Raw genomic sequence first — 14,633 nt, forward strand, 5'->3', positions numbered from 1 at the left:
CGGCGGTCACTGCCGGGGCCTGCCCGTCCTCGGGCTGGTTGTGGACGTATACGGCAGGACGCCGGCGGCGCCGCGCCGCTGGGCACCTCCGCGCCGATCGGCCCCGGCCCCTCGGCCAGCCGTCCGGCCGCCGATCCGCGCAGCGGGATGGTCCCGGCCGGTGACCGCGCGGCGGGCTGGGACGGCGCGCCGTCCGCCGTCGTCGCCGATGCCGCACCGCAGCAGCAGGCCGGACCGCAGCCGCAGGGCCGTTCCCTGCGGCTGCCCGGCACCCAGGTGCCGATAGGGCCCGGCCCGCGCGCCGGCGAGGTGCGCGACCCGCAGGCGGGGGCGGCCTCCGGGTCGGCCACCGGCTGGGTGCGTCCGCCGACCGGCGCCTTCACCGGGCAGTCCGCCGCTGCCGCCCCCGAGGGCTCGGCCGTGGCCGCCCCGGGGCCGCTGCCCGTCCCCGCGCCGTCGCCCGCACCGGACGGCCCGATGCCGCCCACCACGGCTCCGCACGCCGAACCCGCCGAGCCGCCGGGCGCGCCCGCCCGTTGGCGGCCGTGGCGGTTCCGGATGTCCAACGACGTGTGGGGCACCCCCGCCGTCGCCGCCGACCGGCTGTACGTCACCTCCTTCGAGGTGCACGCCCTCGATGTGGCCACCGGGCGGCGGCAGTTCAAGACCCGGGACGTGGCGTGGGCCATGGCGGTGGCGGACGGGCGCATCCACGCGTCCGACGGCCCCACCCTCTACGCGCTGGACGCCACGGACGGTTCGGAGCGCTGGCGGCTGGCCGCCGACGGCTGGGTGTACTCGCTCAAGGTCGACCACGGCACGGTCGTCACCGGCACCCGCGGCGGCGGCGTGCAGGCGTGGGAGGCGGCAAACGGCGAGAAGCTGTGGGAGATCTCCGGCGCCCAGGCCGACTTCGAGACCCCCGAGTCCGGACCGGCCGTCCAGGACGGCGTGGTCTACGTGTGGTCCGACGGACGGCTGCGCGCCCTCGAGGCGCGGACCGGGATGGAGCGCTGGTCCTACCCGGTCGGCGACGCCGCCGCCTGCGGCGGTGTCCCGGTGCGGCTGCTGCCCGCCCCGGACGGCGCCGTCTACGTCTGTGCGGGGACCCGGGTCCTCGCCCTCGATGTGGCCCGCGGCGAGGTGCGGTGGCGCTTCGAGGCGCCCGCGGCGTTCCTGAGCGCCCCGGCGTTCGCGCCCGGCCCGGCGGTGACGGGCGGCGGTGTCTACGTCGCCGACTACCTCGGCACGGTCTACGCGCTGGACGCGGCCGACGGCCGGGAACGCTGGCGCATCGCGACCGAGGCCCGTCAGTCCACCGAACCGGTGCTGGTCGCGGCGGGCTCGGTGCACGTCGGCAGCGGCAGCGCGCTGTACACGCTGGACGCGGTGACGGGTACCCCGAAGTGGCGTTTCGCCGCCCAGGGAGAGGTGATCGGCGCCCCCGTCGTCGCGGACGGCCGGGTCCACTTCGGCTCGGCGGACCACTGCCTCTACACCCTGGACGCCAGCGGCGGCCAGCTGCGCTGGAAGCTGGCGACCGGCGGCGAGATCACCGGCTCCCCGCTGGTGGCGGGCGGTGTGGTGTACGCGTGCAGCAAGGACCGCTGTGTCTACGCCCTGGACGCCCTGAAGGGCACCGGCATGGCGAGGCCGTCGGCACCGGCCGGGCCCCGCTGAGGATCCCGGGCCGGTCCCGTCGGACCGGCCCGGGGGACGAGCCGTGCGAAGCGGCTAACCCGGCGGGGCGACGCGGGTGTACGTCAGGCTGTTGCTGGTCCCGCCTGTGGTCGTGACGGTGACGGCGGCGCTGCCGGTGCCCGGCGGCACCACCGCGGTGACCTGGGTCGGGGACAGCACGGTGAACGCCGTGGTGGTCGCGTCGAACTGGACCGCGGTGGTCGTGGTCAGCCCGGACCCGGTGAGGGTGACGGTGGTGCCGCCGGCCTCCGGCCCGGTCGCCGGGGTCAGCCCGGAGAGCACCGGCCCGGTGATGTAGCCGTAGTCGACTCCGGCGCTGGTGCCGCCGGGGCTGGTGACGCTCACGGCGACGTTGCCGGTGCCGGGCGGGGCCACCGCGGTGAGCAGATGGTCCGTCACCACCGTGAACGCCGCGGCGGCCGCGCCGAATTGCACGGAGCCGGCCAGGGTCAGATGCGACCCGGTGACCGAGACGGTGTTCCCGCCCGCGGTGGGACCGGTGTTCGGGGAGACCGCGGTGACGGCGGGAGCCGCCACGTAGAAGTAGTACGCCCCCGGTCCGTTGGTGCCCCCGGGAGTGGTCACCTCCACGATCACCGGTCCGGCCGCGCCCGGTGGCGCGACGGCGTTGATCTGCGTGCCGGAGACCACCGTGAAACTCGCCGCCGGGACGTTCCCGAACCTCACCGCCGTCGCCCCGGCCAGCCCGGAGCCGGTGAGGACGACGGTGTTCCCGCCCGGTGTGGGCCCCTGCAGCGGAGTCACCGAGCCGATCACCGGGGCGGTGACGTAGGTGTAGCTCAGCCCGTTGCTGGTGCCGTCGGGGCTGGCCACGGTGACCTGGACGGCTCCGGTGCCCGGCGGCGCCGTCGCGTTGATCTGGGTGGGGGAGAGCACGGTGAACGTGGCGTTGGTGGAACCGAACTTCACCTGGGTGGCCCCGGTCAGGTTGGTGCCGGTGAGGGTGACGGTGTTGCCGCCCACGGCCGGCCCCGAGGCGGGGACCAGGGACGTCAGCGTGGGGGCGGGCGTGTAGGTGTAACTCAGCCCGTTGCTGGTGCCGCTGGGGGTGGTGGCGGTTACTTGGACGGTTCCGGTTCCGGGTGGTGCGGTGGCGGTGATCTGGGTGTTGGAGACGACGGTGAAGGTGGCGTTGGTGGTGCCGAACCTGACCTGTGTGGCCCCGCTGAGATTGGTGCCCGTCAGCGTGACGGTGGTGCCACCGCCGTCCGGACCGGAGGTGGGCGACAGCGACGTGAGCGTCGGAGCGGGAACGGCGGTGTAGGTGTAGCTCAGCCCGTTGCTGGTGCCGCTGGGGGTGGTGGCGGTGACCTGGACGGTTCCGGTTCCGGGTGGTGCGGTGGCGGTGATCTGGGTGTTGGAGACCACGGTGAACGTGGCGTTGGTCGTCCCGAACCTGACCTGCGTGGCCCCGCTGAGATCGGTGCCGGTGAGGGTGACGGTGTTGCCGCCCGCGGCCGTTCCGGTGGTGGGATTCAGCGACGTCAGCGTGGGGGTCGGTATGTAGGTGTAGGTGAGGCCGTTGCTGGTGCCGCCCGGCGTGGTCGCGGTGACCTGGACGCCCCCGGCCCCCGGTGGCGCGGTGGCGGTGATCTGGGTGTTGGAGACCACGGTGAACGTGGCGTTGGTGGTGCCGAACCGCACCTGTGTGGCCCCGGAGAGATTCGTGCCGGTGAGGGTGACCGTGGTGCCACCGGACGCCGGACCGGAGGTGGGGGCCAGCGAGGTGAGCGCGGGGGCCGGCACATAGGTGTACGTGAGCCCGTTGCTGGTGCCGCTCGGAGTGACGGCGACGACCTGGACATTGCCCATGCCCGCCGGCGCCGTGGCGTTGATCTGCGTCGCGGACACCACGGTGAAGCCGGCGATGCTGCTGCCGAACCGGACTTGAGTGGCGCCGTTCAGGTCGGTGCCGGTGAGGGTGACGGTGTTGCCTCCCCCCGCCGGTCCGGAGGTGGGCGTCAGGGAGGTGAGCACCGGTGCGGCGAGGAGGAGAGACGGTGAGGCCGTCGGCTGCGGGGCGGTCGTCCTGGCGGATGGTGCGGTGGGCTCGGGCACGGCGTACCTCTCTGTCGGTCCCCTGCGGATGTGTCGTTCACCTGCGGACGGGTCCAGGCCGCAGCCGGCCTGGACCCGAGATGGCCTGGGGCGGGGTGGACGGCGCGAACCCGCTGTCCACCCCGGCCTGTTAACCGGGAGGTGCCACGTAGACGAAGCTGTTGGCGCTGGCGTCCGTGCCGCCCTCGGTGGTGACGTTGACGGCGACCGTGCCGGTGCCGGCGGGCGAGTAGGCGATCAGCGTGGAGTCGTCGATCACCTGGAACGCCGCCGAGGTCGCGCCGAACGTGACGGTCTGCGCCGTGCTCAGCCCGGTGCCCGGGACGGTGACCGCGGTACCGCCGGACTGAGGGCCGGTGGCCGGGCTGATGGTGCCGACGGTCGGTGCGTCGACGTAGGTGAAGAAGAGCCCGTTGGTGCTGCCGCCCCGGGTGGTCACCGTGACGGGCACGGTTCCCGGGTCCTCCGCGGTGGGCGCCGTGACGTTCAGCGTGCTGTCGTTCACCACGGTCGGGGTCGCCGAGCCGACCGCTCCGAAGGTGACGGAGGTCGCGGTCGTCAGATTGGCCCCGGTGAGCGTGGTGGTCGAGCCGTCGAGCGGCCCCGACGTCGCGCTGAGCGTCGACTTGATGGGCGGGTTGATGTAGTAGTACGCCACCGGCGTGGTGACGCCGCCCGGAGTCGTCACGGTCACGCCGACCGAGCCGGAGCCGGACGGAGCCGTCGCCGTGATCTGGGTGGCGCTGTTGACGGTGAAGGAGGCCGACTTCGTTCCGAACTTCACGGAGGTCGCGCCCGTGAAGTTGGTGCCGGTGATGACCACCGAGTTCCCGCCTGACGCGGGGCCCTGGGTGGGGTTGATAGTCGCCACGACGTTGTCCCTTTCCTCGCATGGGTGAGCTCCCGCCGGATGGGATGCCGGAGCGGAACGACAACGGACGGAGAAGAGCGGCCGCAGAAGTCCCGGGGGTATCGGCCCGTGGTGACGCCGGAGCAGTGCACTGTGCCGTCCGTGCGGAGCCCCCAGGGCACTGGGGCCCCGTACTGCGTGCCCTGGGGGAGTGCGCGACGGCGTGCCCGCCGCGGTGCGGGGTCGCCGGAATGGGAGCGGGCGAGCGGCCTTTGACCCCGAGAGAAGGTCTCTGCCCCTTGCCTGAGAAACATTGAAACCGAGGAGGTCACGGCCCCGACAGAGCGCATCGGACGCACTATGGGGTGAGTATGACCATATGCGTAAAGGACCATCAGGGAATCGCTGCGCCGGGGTGCGCCCGTCTCCCCGGGGGAGTTCCGCGGTGGCCCGCGTGTGCGCCCGGTGTCGCCGTGGTCCAGTTGGCCCGGAGAAACCCGGGGAACAGCAAAAATCCCACAGTGCCGACCGTCATGGGGCGCTCATGGCGCTGGATCAGCCGATGGCGTGATCGCTCGAACGCTGTTGACGGGACTGCGGGACTGCGGGACTGCGGGACTGCGGGACTGCGGGACTGGGGGACTGGGGGACTGGGGGACTGCGGGGCTGCGGGGCTGCGGGGCTGCGGGACCGCGGGTCTGCGGGACTGGGGGACTGGACAGGACTGCGGTGCTGCGGGCCTGCCGGGCTGGCAGGACGGCGGGACGGGCCCGTCGGTTCCCGGGGGTGCTACCGCCCGGGAGGCGGGCGGTGGTCCGGCGGCCAGGGCTCGTCCGGCGGGGGCGGCGGCGGGTAGGGCTGCGTGGGGGTGTCCCCGTCGACGGGACCGCCGCGGCCGCCCGGACCGCCGGGGCCGCCGGGGCCGCCGGGGCCGTAGTAGGGCTCGGGTTCGGGCTCGTAGCCGTACGGCTCGGGTTCGGTCAGTTCCCCGTCACGGCCGTGCCGGGACCGGCGGCGCTTGCGGCCGGCCATCAGGAGCGCGCCGAGCAGGATCAGCAGCGAGCCGCCGGCGGCCAGCGCGGCGCCCGCGCCCAGCCCTTCGGCGCCGCCGGCCGTGAGGCTTCCGGTCGCCTGCCCCTGCCGCACCATCCACAGCACCGTGAAGCCCAGCGACACGATCCCGGCCAGGGCCACCGTCAGCCGGGACCGGAAGATCACTCCCACCAGGGTCAGCAGCGCGACGAAGAGCATCACCACGAACACCGACTCCCAGATTTCGGCGGAGACGGTGGTGATGCCGCCGAAGAGGTCCTCCACGCGGATGTCACGGCCCTGGCGGTTGCCGTACCAGGCTCGGAAGGGGCTCGCCACAGCGGCCGCCGCCCCGAGGAGGGCGACCGTGGAGCCGAGGGCGTTGCGTGCCATGAGCGCGGATCACCTCCCCTCCGACGCTACGCCGGGAGCCGCACCTCCGCCATGGGAAGCCGCCGTGTGACCGGGCTCTGTGACCGGGTCCCGTGACCGGGCCGCGTGGCCGGGCCCCGCTGACCGGGCTCCTGCCACAGGGCGCCCCCTGAGCGCGCTGCCGCCCGGTCAGCGGGTGCGGAAGTCCCGGGTGCGCCGGGTGAACAGCTCCGCCTGCCGCTCCGGGGGCGCATTGCCGAGGGCGATGAGCGCGGCGGCGCCCGCGAACGCCTGGCCGCGGGCCGCCTCGCGGGCCGACCACACGGCCCGTACGGTGCCCTGCACCGCGGTGGTGGGGTACGACGCGATGACCGACGCCGCCCGCAGCGCGGCCGTCAGCAGCCCGTCCGGTTCCACCACCTCGGAGACGAGACCGGTCTCGTACGCCCGGTGCGCCGACAGCCGTTCCGCCGTGCCCATCAGGGACATCCGCGCCACTTCGCCGAACGGCATCCGCTGTGCCATGGCGATGGCCTCGTAGGCGCTGACCATGCCGTAGTCGGTGTGCGGGTCGAAGAAGGTGGCGGTGGTGGAGGCGATGAGGAATTCGCACTCGCCGAGCAGGTAGAACGCGCCGCCGCAGGCCATGCCGTTGACCGCCCCGACGACCGGCTTCCACAGGTCGTTCGCCTTCGGGCCGACCGTCAGGAGCGGGTCGTCGACCGAGTACGGGCTGCCGGGCTGGGGGACCTCGGCGGACCGGTCGATGCCGGTGCAGAACGCCCGCTCGCCGGAGCCGGTGAGCACCACCGCGCGCACCGCGTCGTCCCGGCGGAACGACTGCCAGACGCGGCGCAGTTCGGCGGCGGTGGGGAGGTCGATCGCATGGTGGCGCTCGGGCCGGTCGAGGGTGACGACCGCGACGCCGTCCCGGATCTCGGTGCGGACCGTCATGACCGGTCCGGGATCCAGCGGGGCACCGTGACGGTGCTGCCCGGCGGCCGGGTGAACACCGCCCGGACGGGAGCCCCGATCCGCAGCGCACCGGGGGCGGCGGAGTTCAGCGGAGCGTCCGGGGCGGTGACCAGATTGCCGACCAGCCGGATCAGCGGGTCCTCGGCCAGCTCCACGACGATCGCGTTGTACGGGGCCTGGGCGGCGTAGGCGGGCAGCAGCGGCGGGTGCGCGACGACGTACGACCAGATCCGGCCGCGGCCGCTCATCCGCAGCCACTCCTGGCCGAAGGAGTGGCAGTGCGGGCAGCAGGGCCGCGGCGGGAAGCGCAGCCGGCCGCAGTCGGCGCAGGCCTGGACGCGCAGTTCCCCCCGGGCGGCGTACTCCCAGAAGGGCGCGCCGTCGTCGTCGGCGACGGGGGTCAGCAGTCCGTCGGCGGTTTCCGGCATCCGGTATCAGCTCCTCAGGAGCAGGGCGGACGTGGGAACGCCCTCGCCCGCGGTGACCAGGCAGGTGGCGGCGCCGGGCACCTGGGCGGTGGAGGTCCCGCGCAGCTGGCGCACGCCTTCGGTGATCAGGTTGAAGCCGTGGACGTAGGCCTCGGAGAGCCCGCCGCCGCTGGTGTTGACCGGCAGCCGCCCGCCGGTCTCCAGCGCCCCGCCCTCGGTGAAGGCCGCGCCCTCGCCCCGGCCGCAGAAGCCGTAGCCCTCCAGGGAGAGCGGGATGAGCGGGGTGAACGCGTCGTAGATCTGGGCCACATCGACGTCCTGCGGCCCGAAGTCGGCGGACTTCCACAGGTGTCGGGCGGCGGTCCAGGCGGGGCCGGTGAGCGGGTCGTCGTTCCAGTAGTTGACCATCCCGTGGTGCTGGGCGGGCAGCCCCTGGGCGGCGGCGTGGATGCGGACGGGGCGCCGGCGGCAGTCGCGGGCCCGCTCGGCGGAGACCACCACGCAGGCCAGGGCGCCGTCGGTCTCCAGGCAGTTGTCGTAGAGGCAGAGCGGTTCGCTGATCCAGCGCGCGGTCATGTACATCTCGCGGGTCAGCGGCCGGTCGTACATCATCGCGGCGGGGTTCTGGTTGGCGCGGTTGCGGCAGGCCAGCGCCACATTGAAGAAGTGGTCGCGGGTGGCGCCGTACTCGTGCATGTAGCGGCGGGCCAGCATCCCGATCTCGTCGGCGGGGCGGAGCAGGCCGAACGGCCGGGTCCACTGGCCGGGTGTGGGGAGCTGGACGGCGGTGTTCCGCCAGGGCCGGGGGCCGGAGCCGCGCTTGCGCGACCGCCAGGCCACGCCGACGGTCGCCTGTCCGGCCGCGATCGCGGCGGCGAGGTGCCCGACGGTGGCGCAGGCGCCGCCGCCGCCGAAGCCGACCCGGGAGAAGAAGGTGACGTCCCCGGCGCCGATGGCCTTGGCGAGCTCGACCTCGTCGGTCTCCTCCATGGTGTACGAGGCGAGCGCGTCGACCTCCGACGGCGCGATGCCGGCGTCGTCGAGCGCCGCCAGCACCGCCCGGCAGGCGAGGGTCTTCTCGGGCTCGGGCAGGTGCTTGGCAAAGGCGGTCCGGCCTATGCCGACGATCGCCGCGGCGTCCTTGAGAGCCGTCCCCATCGCCACCTCCGTGGTCGGCCGTCACTGCTGACAGCCGGGAAGGCTACCGTTAATCTGACGGTCAGTCAGCAATGCGGACGGCGACGGTATGGACGGCAGCGGTACGGACGGCGGCAGTGCGGACAGCGGCGGTGCGGACGGCAGCGGTGCGGGCCGGAACGGGAGGCGGGCGATGCGCGGTACAGCGGCTCTCCGGGGTGCGACCCCCGGACCTCCGGCGGACCGCGCGGCCATTCCGGGGCTGGTCCGCCGGGCCGCCGAGCGCCACCGGGACCGGGAGGCGGTGGTCGACGGGCGCACCCGGATCACCTACGGGGAGCTGGGCGAGCGGGTCGAGCGGGCGGCCGCCGCCTGCATCGCCCGGGGAGTGGAGCCCGGTGACCGGGTCGCGGTCTGGGCGCCGAACACCCTGGAGTGGATCGTCGCCGCGCTCGGCGCGGTGACCGCGGGGGGTGTCCTCGTCCCGGTCAACACCCGCTTCAAGGGCGCGGAGGCGGCGTATGTGCTGGAGCGGACGCGGGCGAAGCTGCTCTTCGTCACCGGGACCTTCCTGGGCACCTCCTACGTCGCGTCGCTGCGGCGTGCCGCCGGGCAGGGGCCGGGGGAGGGGCCGCTCCCGGGGCTGCCCCGGCTGCGCGAGGTGGTCGTGCTGGCCGAGGACGCACCGGCGGACTTCCGCACCTGGCGGGAGTTCCTGGCCGACGGCGCCGCGGTGCCCGGCAGCGCGGTGCGGGAGCGGGCGGACGCGGTCCGCCCCGGCGACCCCTCGGACATCACCTTCACCTCGGGCACGACCGGCCGGCCGAAGGGCGTGGTCATCACCCACGCCCAGACCCTCCGGGTCTACGAGGTCTGGAGCGAACTGGCGGGGCTGGTGGAGGGGGACCGCTATCTGATCGTGAACCCGTTCTTCCACACCTTCGGCTACAAGGCCGGGATCATCGCCTGTCTGCTGCGCGGGGCGACGATGGTCCCGCAGCCGGTCTTCAACGTGGACACCGCGCTCGCCAACCTGGCGGCCGAACGCATCACCGTGCTGCCCGGCCCGCCCACGCTGCACCAGGCGCTGCTGGACCACCCCGCGCGCTCCCGGCACGATCTCGGCGCGCTGCGGCTGGTGGTGACGGGGGCGGCGGTCGTCCCGCTGGACCTGGTGGAGCGGCTCCGCGGCGAACTGGGCGTCGCCACGGTCCTGACCGCCTACGGGCTCAGCGAGGCCTCCGGCACCGTGACCATGTGCCGCCGCGGCGACCCGGCCGGGGTCGTGGCGTCCACCTCGGGCCGGGCCATCCCGGACACCGAGGTCCGGGTCGTCGGCCCGGACGGCGCGGAGCTGGCGCCGGGCCTGCCGGGGGAGGTCCTGGTCCGCGGTCACCATGTGATGTCCGGCTACTTCGAGGACCCGCAGGAGACCAGGAAGGCGATCACCCCGGACGGCTGGCTGCGGACCGGCGACGTCGGGGTGCTGGACGCGGACGGCAACCTCCGGATCACCGACCGGATCAAGGACATGTTCATCGTCGGCGGCTTCAACGCGTATCCGGCGGAGATCGAGCAACTCCTCGTCCGGCACCCGGATGTGAGGGAGGCCGCGGTCGTCGGGATGCCGGACGCGCGGCTGGGCGAGGTGGGCAAGGCGTATGTGGTGCGCAGGCCGGGCGCGACGCTCACCGCGGACGATCTGATCGCCTGGTCGCGGCGGGAGATGGCGAACTACAAGGTGCCGCGGGCCGTGGAGTTCCGGGCGGAGCTGCCGCGGAACGCGAGCGGGAAGGTGCTGAAGACCGAGCTGCGGTCCGGGTGAAGGCGCCGGCCTCCGGCGGGCGTTCCTCCGGCCGCTCCGGCGGGGCGGCTCCCGCGTACGGCGATTCCCGGCACGGCAACTCCCGGAACGGCCATTCCTGACGCGGTCGTTCCCGGCACGGCAGCCCCCGGCATGGCAACGGGGGCCGTGCGTGACGCGCTCGGCCCCCGTCGGGCGTGCCGGACGGGCACGCCGCTGTGCTGTGGCTGATTCAGCTGCTGTGGTGGTCCCCGGGGAGCCCCTGGACGGCGGCGTCCTCCACCGGGGCGACGCCCGCGTGGTGGTCCTCGGTGCCCGCGCTGATCGGCGTGTGGTGGTCCTCGGTACCGGCGCTGATCGGCGTGTGGTGGTCCTCGGTACCGGCGCTGATCGGCGTGTGGTGGTCCCCGGCCATAGCCGGGGCCGCTCCGATTCCCGCCGTCGCCGCGGCGATTGCGAGCGTGACGAGAATCTGCTTGGTGCGGGTCATGTCAACTCCTCTGTGTGGCGCGGAACGTCGTTCACTGGGAGAACCTAGCGATGGAATTGCAAACGTTTGCACCATTGGCCCGAAATGACCCAAGGGTGGCGTGATCCAACCCTTCCGGCATGCGGCCGGCCGCGACGGCTCCCCCTCCGTGCCGTCGCGGCCTCCCCCGTCATGAGGACCCAGGACCCCGCCCGCGCCTCCGCCTCACCGGCGGCGGCGCGGGAGTCCGGCGGCTACTTGCCCCCGCCGGACGCGTGGTGATCCATGGTCCGGACACCCCCGCCGGACGCATGGTGGTCCTTCGGCTTGATGTCGCCCCCGGACGCGTGGTGGTCCTTCGGCTTCATGCCGCCGCCCGACGCGTGATGGTCCGCGGTCCGGACGTCCCCGCCCGAGGCGTGGTGGTCCTCGGTGGTGACGTCGGCGTCGCCGTCGGCCTCGACCTTGCTGGGGTCGACACCGGGCGCGGGCGTGGTCTTCGCGGTCGTGCTCATCGTTCTCAACTCCGTTGGGTCGCAAGGGGGACCCATTCTGCGGTGCCCGTCCGGCGACTCCCCCGTGGGTCGCCGGCCGGGCATCTCAGGGCCTGTCACCTGACGGTGAACCTGTCACCTGACGGTGAGGCATCCCCCGACCCGCCTGCCCCCCGTTGCGGCGAGTCGATGTACTCAAGAGTGGCGTGCCGCGATAAACGATCGATGAACGCGCCCGTCCGGATGGCGATCAGGCCGCGGTGGCGGGCGCCAGCAGCGCCCGGACGTCCTCCGATTCGGCCATCCCCGCACCCTCGAAGAGGCCCAGCGCCTCGCGCCAGCACGCCCGGGCCCGGTCCGACTGGCCGAGGCACTCCAGCGCCCGGCCGAGCAGCGTCAGGATGTTGCCGCGCCGCCAGTCGCCACCGATGCCGTGCAGCTGCGCCAGGGCCTGTTCCGCATGGGCCGCGGCCTGCGCCGGGCGGTCGTCGGCGAGATGGGTCTCGGCGATCCGGTAGAGCGTCATGCCGACCCAGAACCGCTGCCGGTTCTCCCGGAACACGGCCAGTGCGTCACCGAGCTGCTCCAGCGCCGCGTCGTGCTGGCCCAGCGCGGTGAGGGCCAGCCCCAGGGCGTACAGGCCGTTGGCCATCCGCAGCGTGCCGCCGAGGCCCCGGTAGATGGCCAGCGCCTGTTCGGCGAGCTCCACCGCGTGCGTCGGGTTGCCCATGTTGAGCTGAACGCGCGAGAGGTTGCTCAGCGCGCTCGCCTCACCGGGCCGGTTGCGGTCGGCCCGGAAGGCGGCCAGCGCCTCGTTGAGGTGGGTCTGGGCGTCCCGGTGCCGGTTCTCGTAGATGGCGATGATGCCCAGGTCGTTCGGCGCGGTGCAGCAGGGGATCGGGTCCTGGGCGGCCCGGCCGAGCTCCAGGGCGCGCCCGGACTCCGCCCCGGCCTCCTGGAACCGGCCCGCCAGGCTGTGCCCGTGGGCGAGCACCGTCCGCGCGCGGGCCTCGGCCTGCGCGTCGCCCTGCTCGCTCGCGGCGGCGATGACGGCCCGCGCCGACTGCTCGTACTGCCGGGCGACCGCACCCGACTCGGAGAGGTCCTGGGTGGCCAGCAGCAGATCGGCGGCCCGTCTCAGGGTGTCGCCGGTGGCCGACTGGCGGGCGGCGGCCAGCACACAGGCCGCCTCGCTGAACAGCCAGTCGAGCGCCTGCGTCCGGTCCTCGAAGGCCAGCCCGTCGCCGGGGGTGTAGGCCAGGTGGTTCACGACGTGGTCGCCGGGGCGCTCCAGGGCGTAGATGCCCGCCGCGGTCGCCAGGTAGAAGTCCAGCAGCCGGGACATCGCCGCGTGCCGCTCCGCCGGGGGCTGCTCGTCCCGCTCGGCGCAGGAACGCGCGTAGAGGCGCACCAGGTCGTGGTAGCGGTAGCGGCCCGGCGCCGCGGACTCCAGCAGCGAGGTGTCCACCAGGGACTCCAGCAGCTCCTCCGCGTCGTACGGGTCGAGGTCCAGCACCGCGGCCGCCGCGGCCAGCGAGATGTCCGGCCCCTCGGCCAGGCCCAGCAGCCGGAAGGCCCGGGCCTGTTGCGGTTCCAGCTGGCCGTAGCCCAGTTCGAAGGTGGCCTTCACCGCGAGGTCGCCCGCCTGGAGTTCGTCCAGCCGCCGCCGCTCGTCGGCGAGCTTGGCCGCGAGCGCCGACACCGTCCAGGTCCGCCGCGCCGCCAGCCGGGAGGCGGCGATCCGGATGGCGAGCGGCAGGAAGCCGCAGGCCGCGACGACGTCGAGGGCCGCCTCCCGCTCGCTGCCGACCCGCTCGGCTCCCACGATCTTGGTGAAGAGCTGGAGGGCCTCCTCGGGATTCATCACATCGAGGTCGACCAGGTGCGCGCCGGCCAGGTCGACCATCCGGACCCGGCTGGTGATCAGCGCCGCGCAGCCGTCCGTGCCCGGCAGCAGCGGGCGCACCTGCGCCGCGTCGCGCGCGTTGTCGAGCAGCACCATGACCCGCCGGCCGTCCAGCGTGGAGCGGTAGAGCGCGGCCCGCTCCTCGACGGAGTCCGGGATGGCGGAGTCCGGGGTGCCCAGTGCCCGCAGGAACGCGCCCAGGACGGCCTCCGGCTCCGCGGCCCGGGCGCCCGCGCCCTGGAGGTCGACGTACAGCTGTCCGTCCGGGAAGCGGTCCCGGGCCACATGGGCGACGTGGACGGCGAGGGTGGTCTTCCCGACGCCGCCGATCCCGGCCACCGCGGAGACGGCCATGACCCGGCCCTCCGTGGTGTCCAGCTGGTCGCTCAGCTCCCCGACGAAGGCGTCCCGCCCGGTGAAGTCCGGGACGCTGGCGGGGAGCTGAGCCGGCCGCACGACGACCGGGGCGTTCTCGCTGTGCCCGCCGTCCGGTGCCGCGAGGCCGATGTCGGCCTCCAGGATGCCCTGGTGCAGCTCGTTCAGCTCGGTGCACGGGTCGACGCCCAGCTCGTCGGCGAGGAGCCGCCGGGTGTCCGCGTAGACCGCGAGGGCCTCCGCCTGCCGCCCGCTGCGGTACAGCGCCAGCATGAGCAGCGCCCGCAGCCGTTCGCGCAGCGGGTAAGCGGCGGTGAGGGCGGTGAGCTCCGAGACGGCCTCGGCGTGGCAGCCGACCTCCAGGTCCAGGTCCAGCCGGGTCTCCAGGAGCTGGAGCTGCCACTCCTCCAGCCGGGTGCGCTGCGCCTCGACGAACGGGCCGGGCAGGCCGGCCAGCGGCTCCCCGTCCCACAGGTCCAGCGCGGCGTTGATGAGCTCGCGCGCCCGGCCGCGGTCGCCGCGGCCGCGGGCCTTCTCGGCGTCCGTCACGTAGCTCTCGGCGAGCGCGATGTCGAGCCCGCCCTCCTCGACCCGTATGGCGTACCCGCCGGACTCGCTGACCAGCGCGTCCGAGTCCGGGCCGAAGGCCTTCCGGACCCGGGAGGCGTACGTCCGCAGTGCGGCCAGGGCGGCGTGCGGCGGTTCCTCGCCCCACAGCGCGTCCACCAGCTCGGACGCGGTGGCGGTACGCCCGCCGCGGAGCAGCAGCGCGGCCAGCAGGGCGCGCTGCTGCGGTGAACCGGTCGGGAGCGGCTGCTCGCCGCGCCAGGCCCGTACGGGACCGAGTACGGCGAAACGCAGGCGTGGCCCGGGCGCCGGTTCCTGGCCCATCGATGCCCCCAGATGATTTCGGAGTCCTGTCGCTCCCCCGGACCCGTCCGGGAGGTGCCCCCAGCCAGTTTGCCTTGTTCATGACGGCTGCGTCAGTAGGGACGGCGGGTCTGCACAAGG

General features: G+C 74.0%; 11 protein-coding genes. 2 read left to right on the forward strand and 9 right to left on the reverse strand.

Annotated features, from left to right (window positions below):
* On the forward strand, positions 1-1,680 hold a 1,680-nt coding region (locus ABT112_RS27845), incomplete at its 5' end, for an outer membrane protein assembly factor BamB family protein (protein ID WP_351514155.1).
* A gap of 54 nt (positions 1,681-1,734) precedes the next feature.
* Here the strand turns inward: ABT112_RS27845 and ABT112_RS27850 are convergent.
* From ABT112_RS27850 to ABT112_RS27875, 6 genes are all read right to left on the reverse strand, one after another.
* Entirely contained in the window at positions 1,735-3,780 is a 2,046-nt protein-coding gene (locus ABT112_RS27850) for a beta strand repeat-containing protein (protein ID WP_351514157.1), read from the reverse strand.
* Between the two features lie 130 nt (positions 3,781-3,910).
* Positions 3,911-4,651, reverse strand: a complete 741-nt coding sequence (locus ABT112_RS27855; RefSeq protein ID WP_351514159.1) for an IPT/TIG domain-containing protein — start codon at positions 4,649-4,651, stop codon at positions 3,911-3,913.
* 768 nt (positions 4,652-5,419) lie between these two features.
* A complete protein-coding gene (locus ABT112_RS27860) occupies positions 5,420-6,055 on the reverse strand; it encodes a hypothetical protein (protein WP_351514161.1) in 636 nt (211 codons plus the stop codon).
* Positions 6,056-6,223: 168 nt separating this feature from the next.
* The gene (locus tag ABT112_RS27865) at positions 6,224-6,988 is read right to left on the reverse strand and encodes an enoyl-CoA hydratase/isomerase family protein (protein WP_351514163.1); all 765 of its coding nucleotides are present in this window, start codon (positions 6,986-6,988) and stop codon (positions 6,224-6,226) included.
* On the reverse strand, positions 6,985-7,437 hold the full coding sequence (locus ABT112_RS27870) for a Zn-ribbon domain-containing OB-fold protein (protein ID WP_351514165.1): 453 nt from the start codon (positions 7,435-7,437) through the stop codon (positions 6,985-6,987). The genes ABT112_RS27865 and ABT112_RS27870 overlap by 4 nt, the downstream gene beginning before the upstream one ends.
* A gap of 6 nt (positions 7,438-7,443) precedes the next feature.
* Positions 7,444-8,595, reverse strand: a complete 1,152-nt coding sequence (locus ABT112_RS27875) for a lipid-transfer protein (protein WP_351514166.1) — start codon at positions 8,593-8,595, stop codon at positions 7,444-7,446.
* A gap of 172 nt (positions 8,596-8,767) precedes the next feature.
* On the opposite strand from ABT112_RS27875, the gene ABT112_RS27880 reads away from it, so the two are divergent.
* The gene (locus ABT112_RS27880) at positions 8,768-10,399 is read left to right on the forward strand and encodes a FadD3 family acyl-CoA ligase (RefSeq protein WP_351514168.1); all 1,632 of its coding nucleotides are present in this window, start codon (positions 8,768-8,770) and stop codon (positions 10,397-10,399) included.
* A gap of 211 nt (positions 10,400-10,610) precedes the next feature.
* Here ABT112_RS27880 and ABT112_RS27885 read toward each other — a convergent pair whose 3' ends face one another.
* From ABT112_RS27885 to afsR, 3 genes are all read right to left on the reverse strand, one after another.
* Entirely contained in the window at positions 10,611-10,868 is a 258-nt protein-coding gene (locus ABT112_RS27885; RefSeq protein ID WP_351514170.1) for a hypothetical protein, read from the reverse strand.
* A 233-nt stretch (positions 10,869-11,101) separates the two neighbouring features.
* Positions 11,102-11,362 carry a hypothetical protein gene (locus tag ABT112_RS27890; protein ID WP_351514172.1) on the reverse strand — a complete coding sequence of 87 codons (261 nt, stop codon included), beginning with the start codon at positions 11,360-11,362 and terminating at the stop codon, positions 11,102-11,104.
* Between the two features lie 229 nt (positions 11,363-11,591).
* The gene (afsR, locus tag ABT112_RS27895; protein ID WP_351514174.1) at positions 11,592-14,513 is read right to left on the reverse strand and encodes an SARP-family global regulator AfsR; all 2,922 of its coding nucleotides are present in this window, start codon (positions 14,511-14,513) and stop codon (positions 11,592-11,594) included.
* Positions 14,514-14,633 lie beyond the last annotated feature (120 nt).

Source organism: Streptomyces sp. NPDC002055 (assembly GCF_040296705.1).
Lineage (GTDB): Bacteria > Actinomycetota > Actinomycetes > Streptomycetales > Streptomycetaceae > Streptomyces.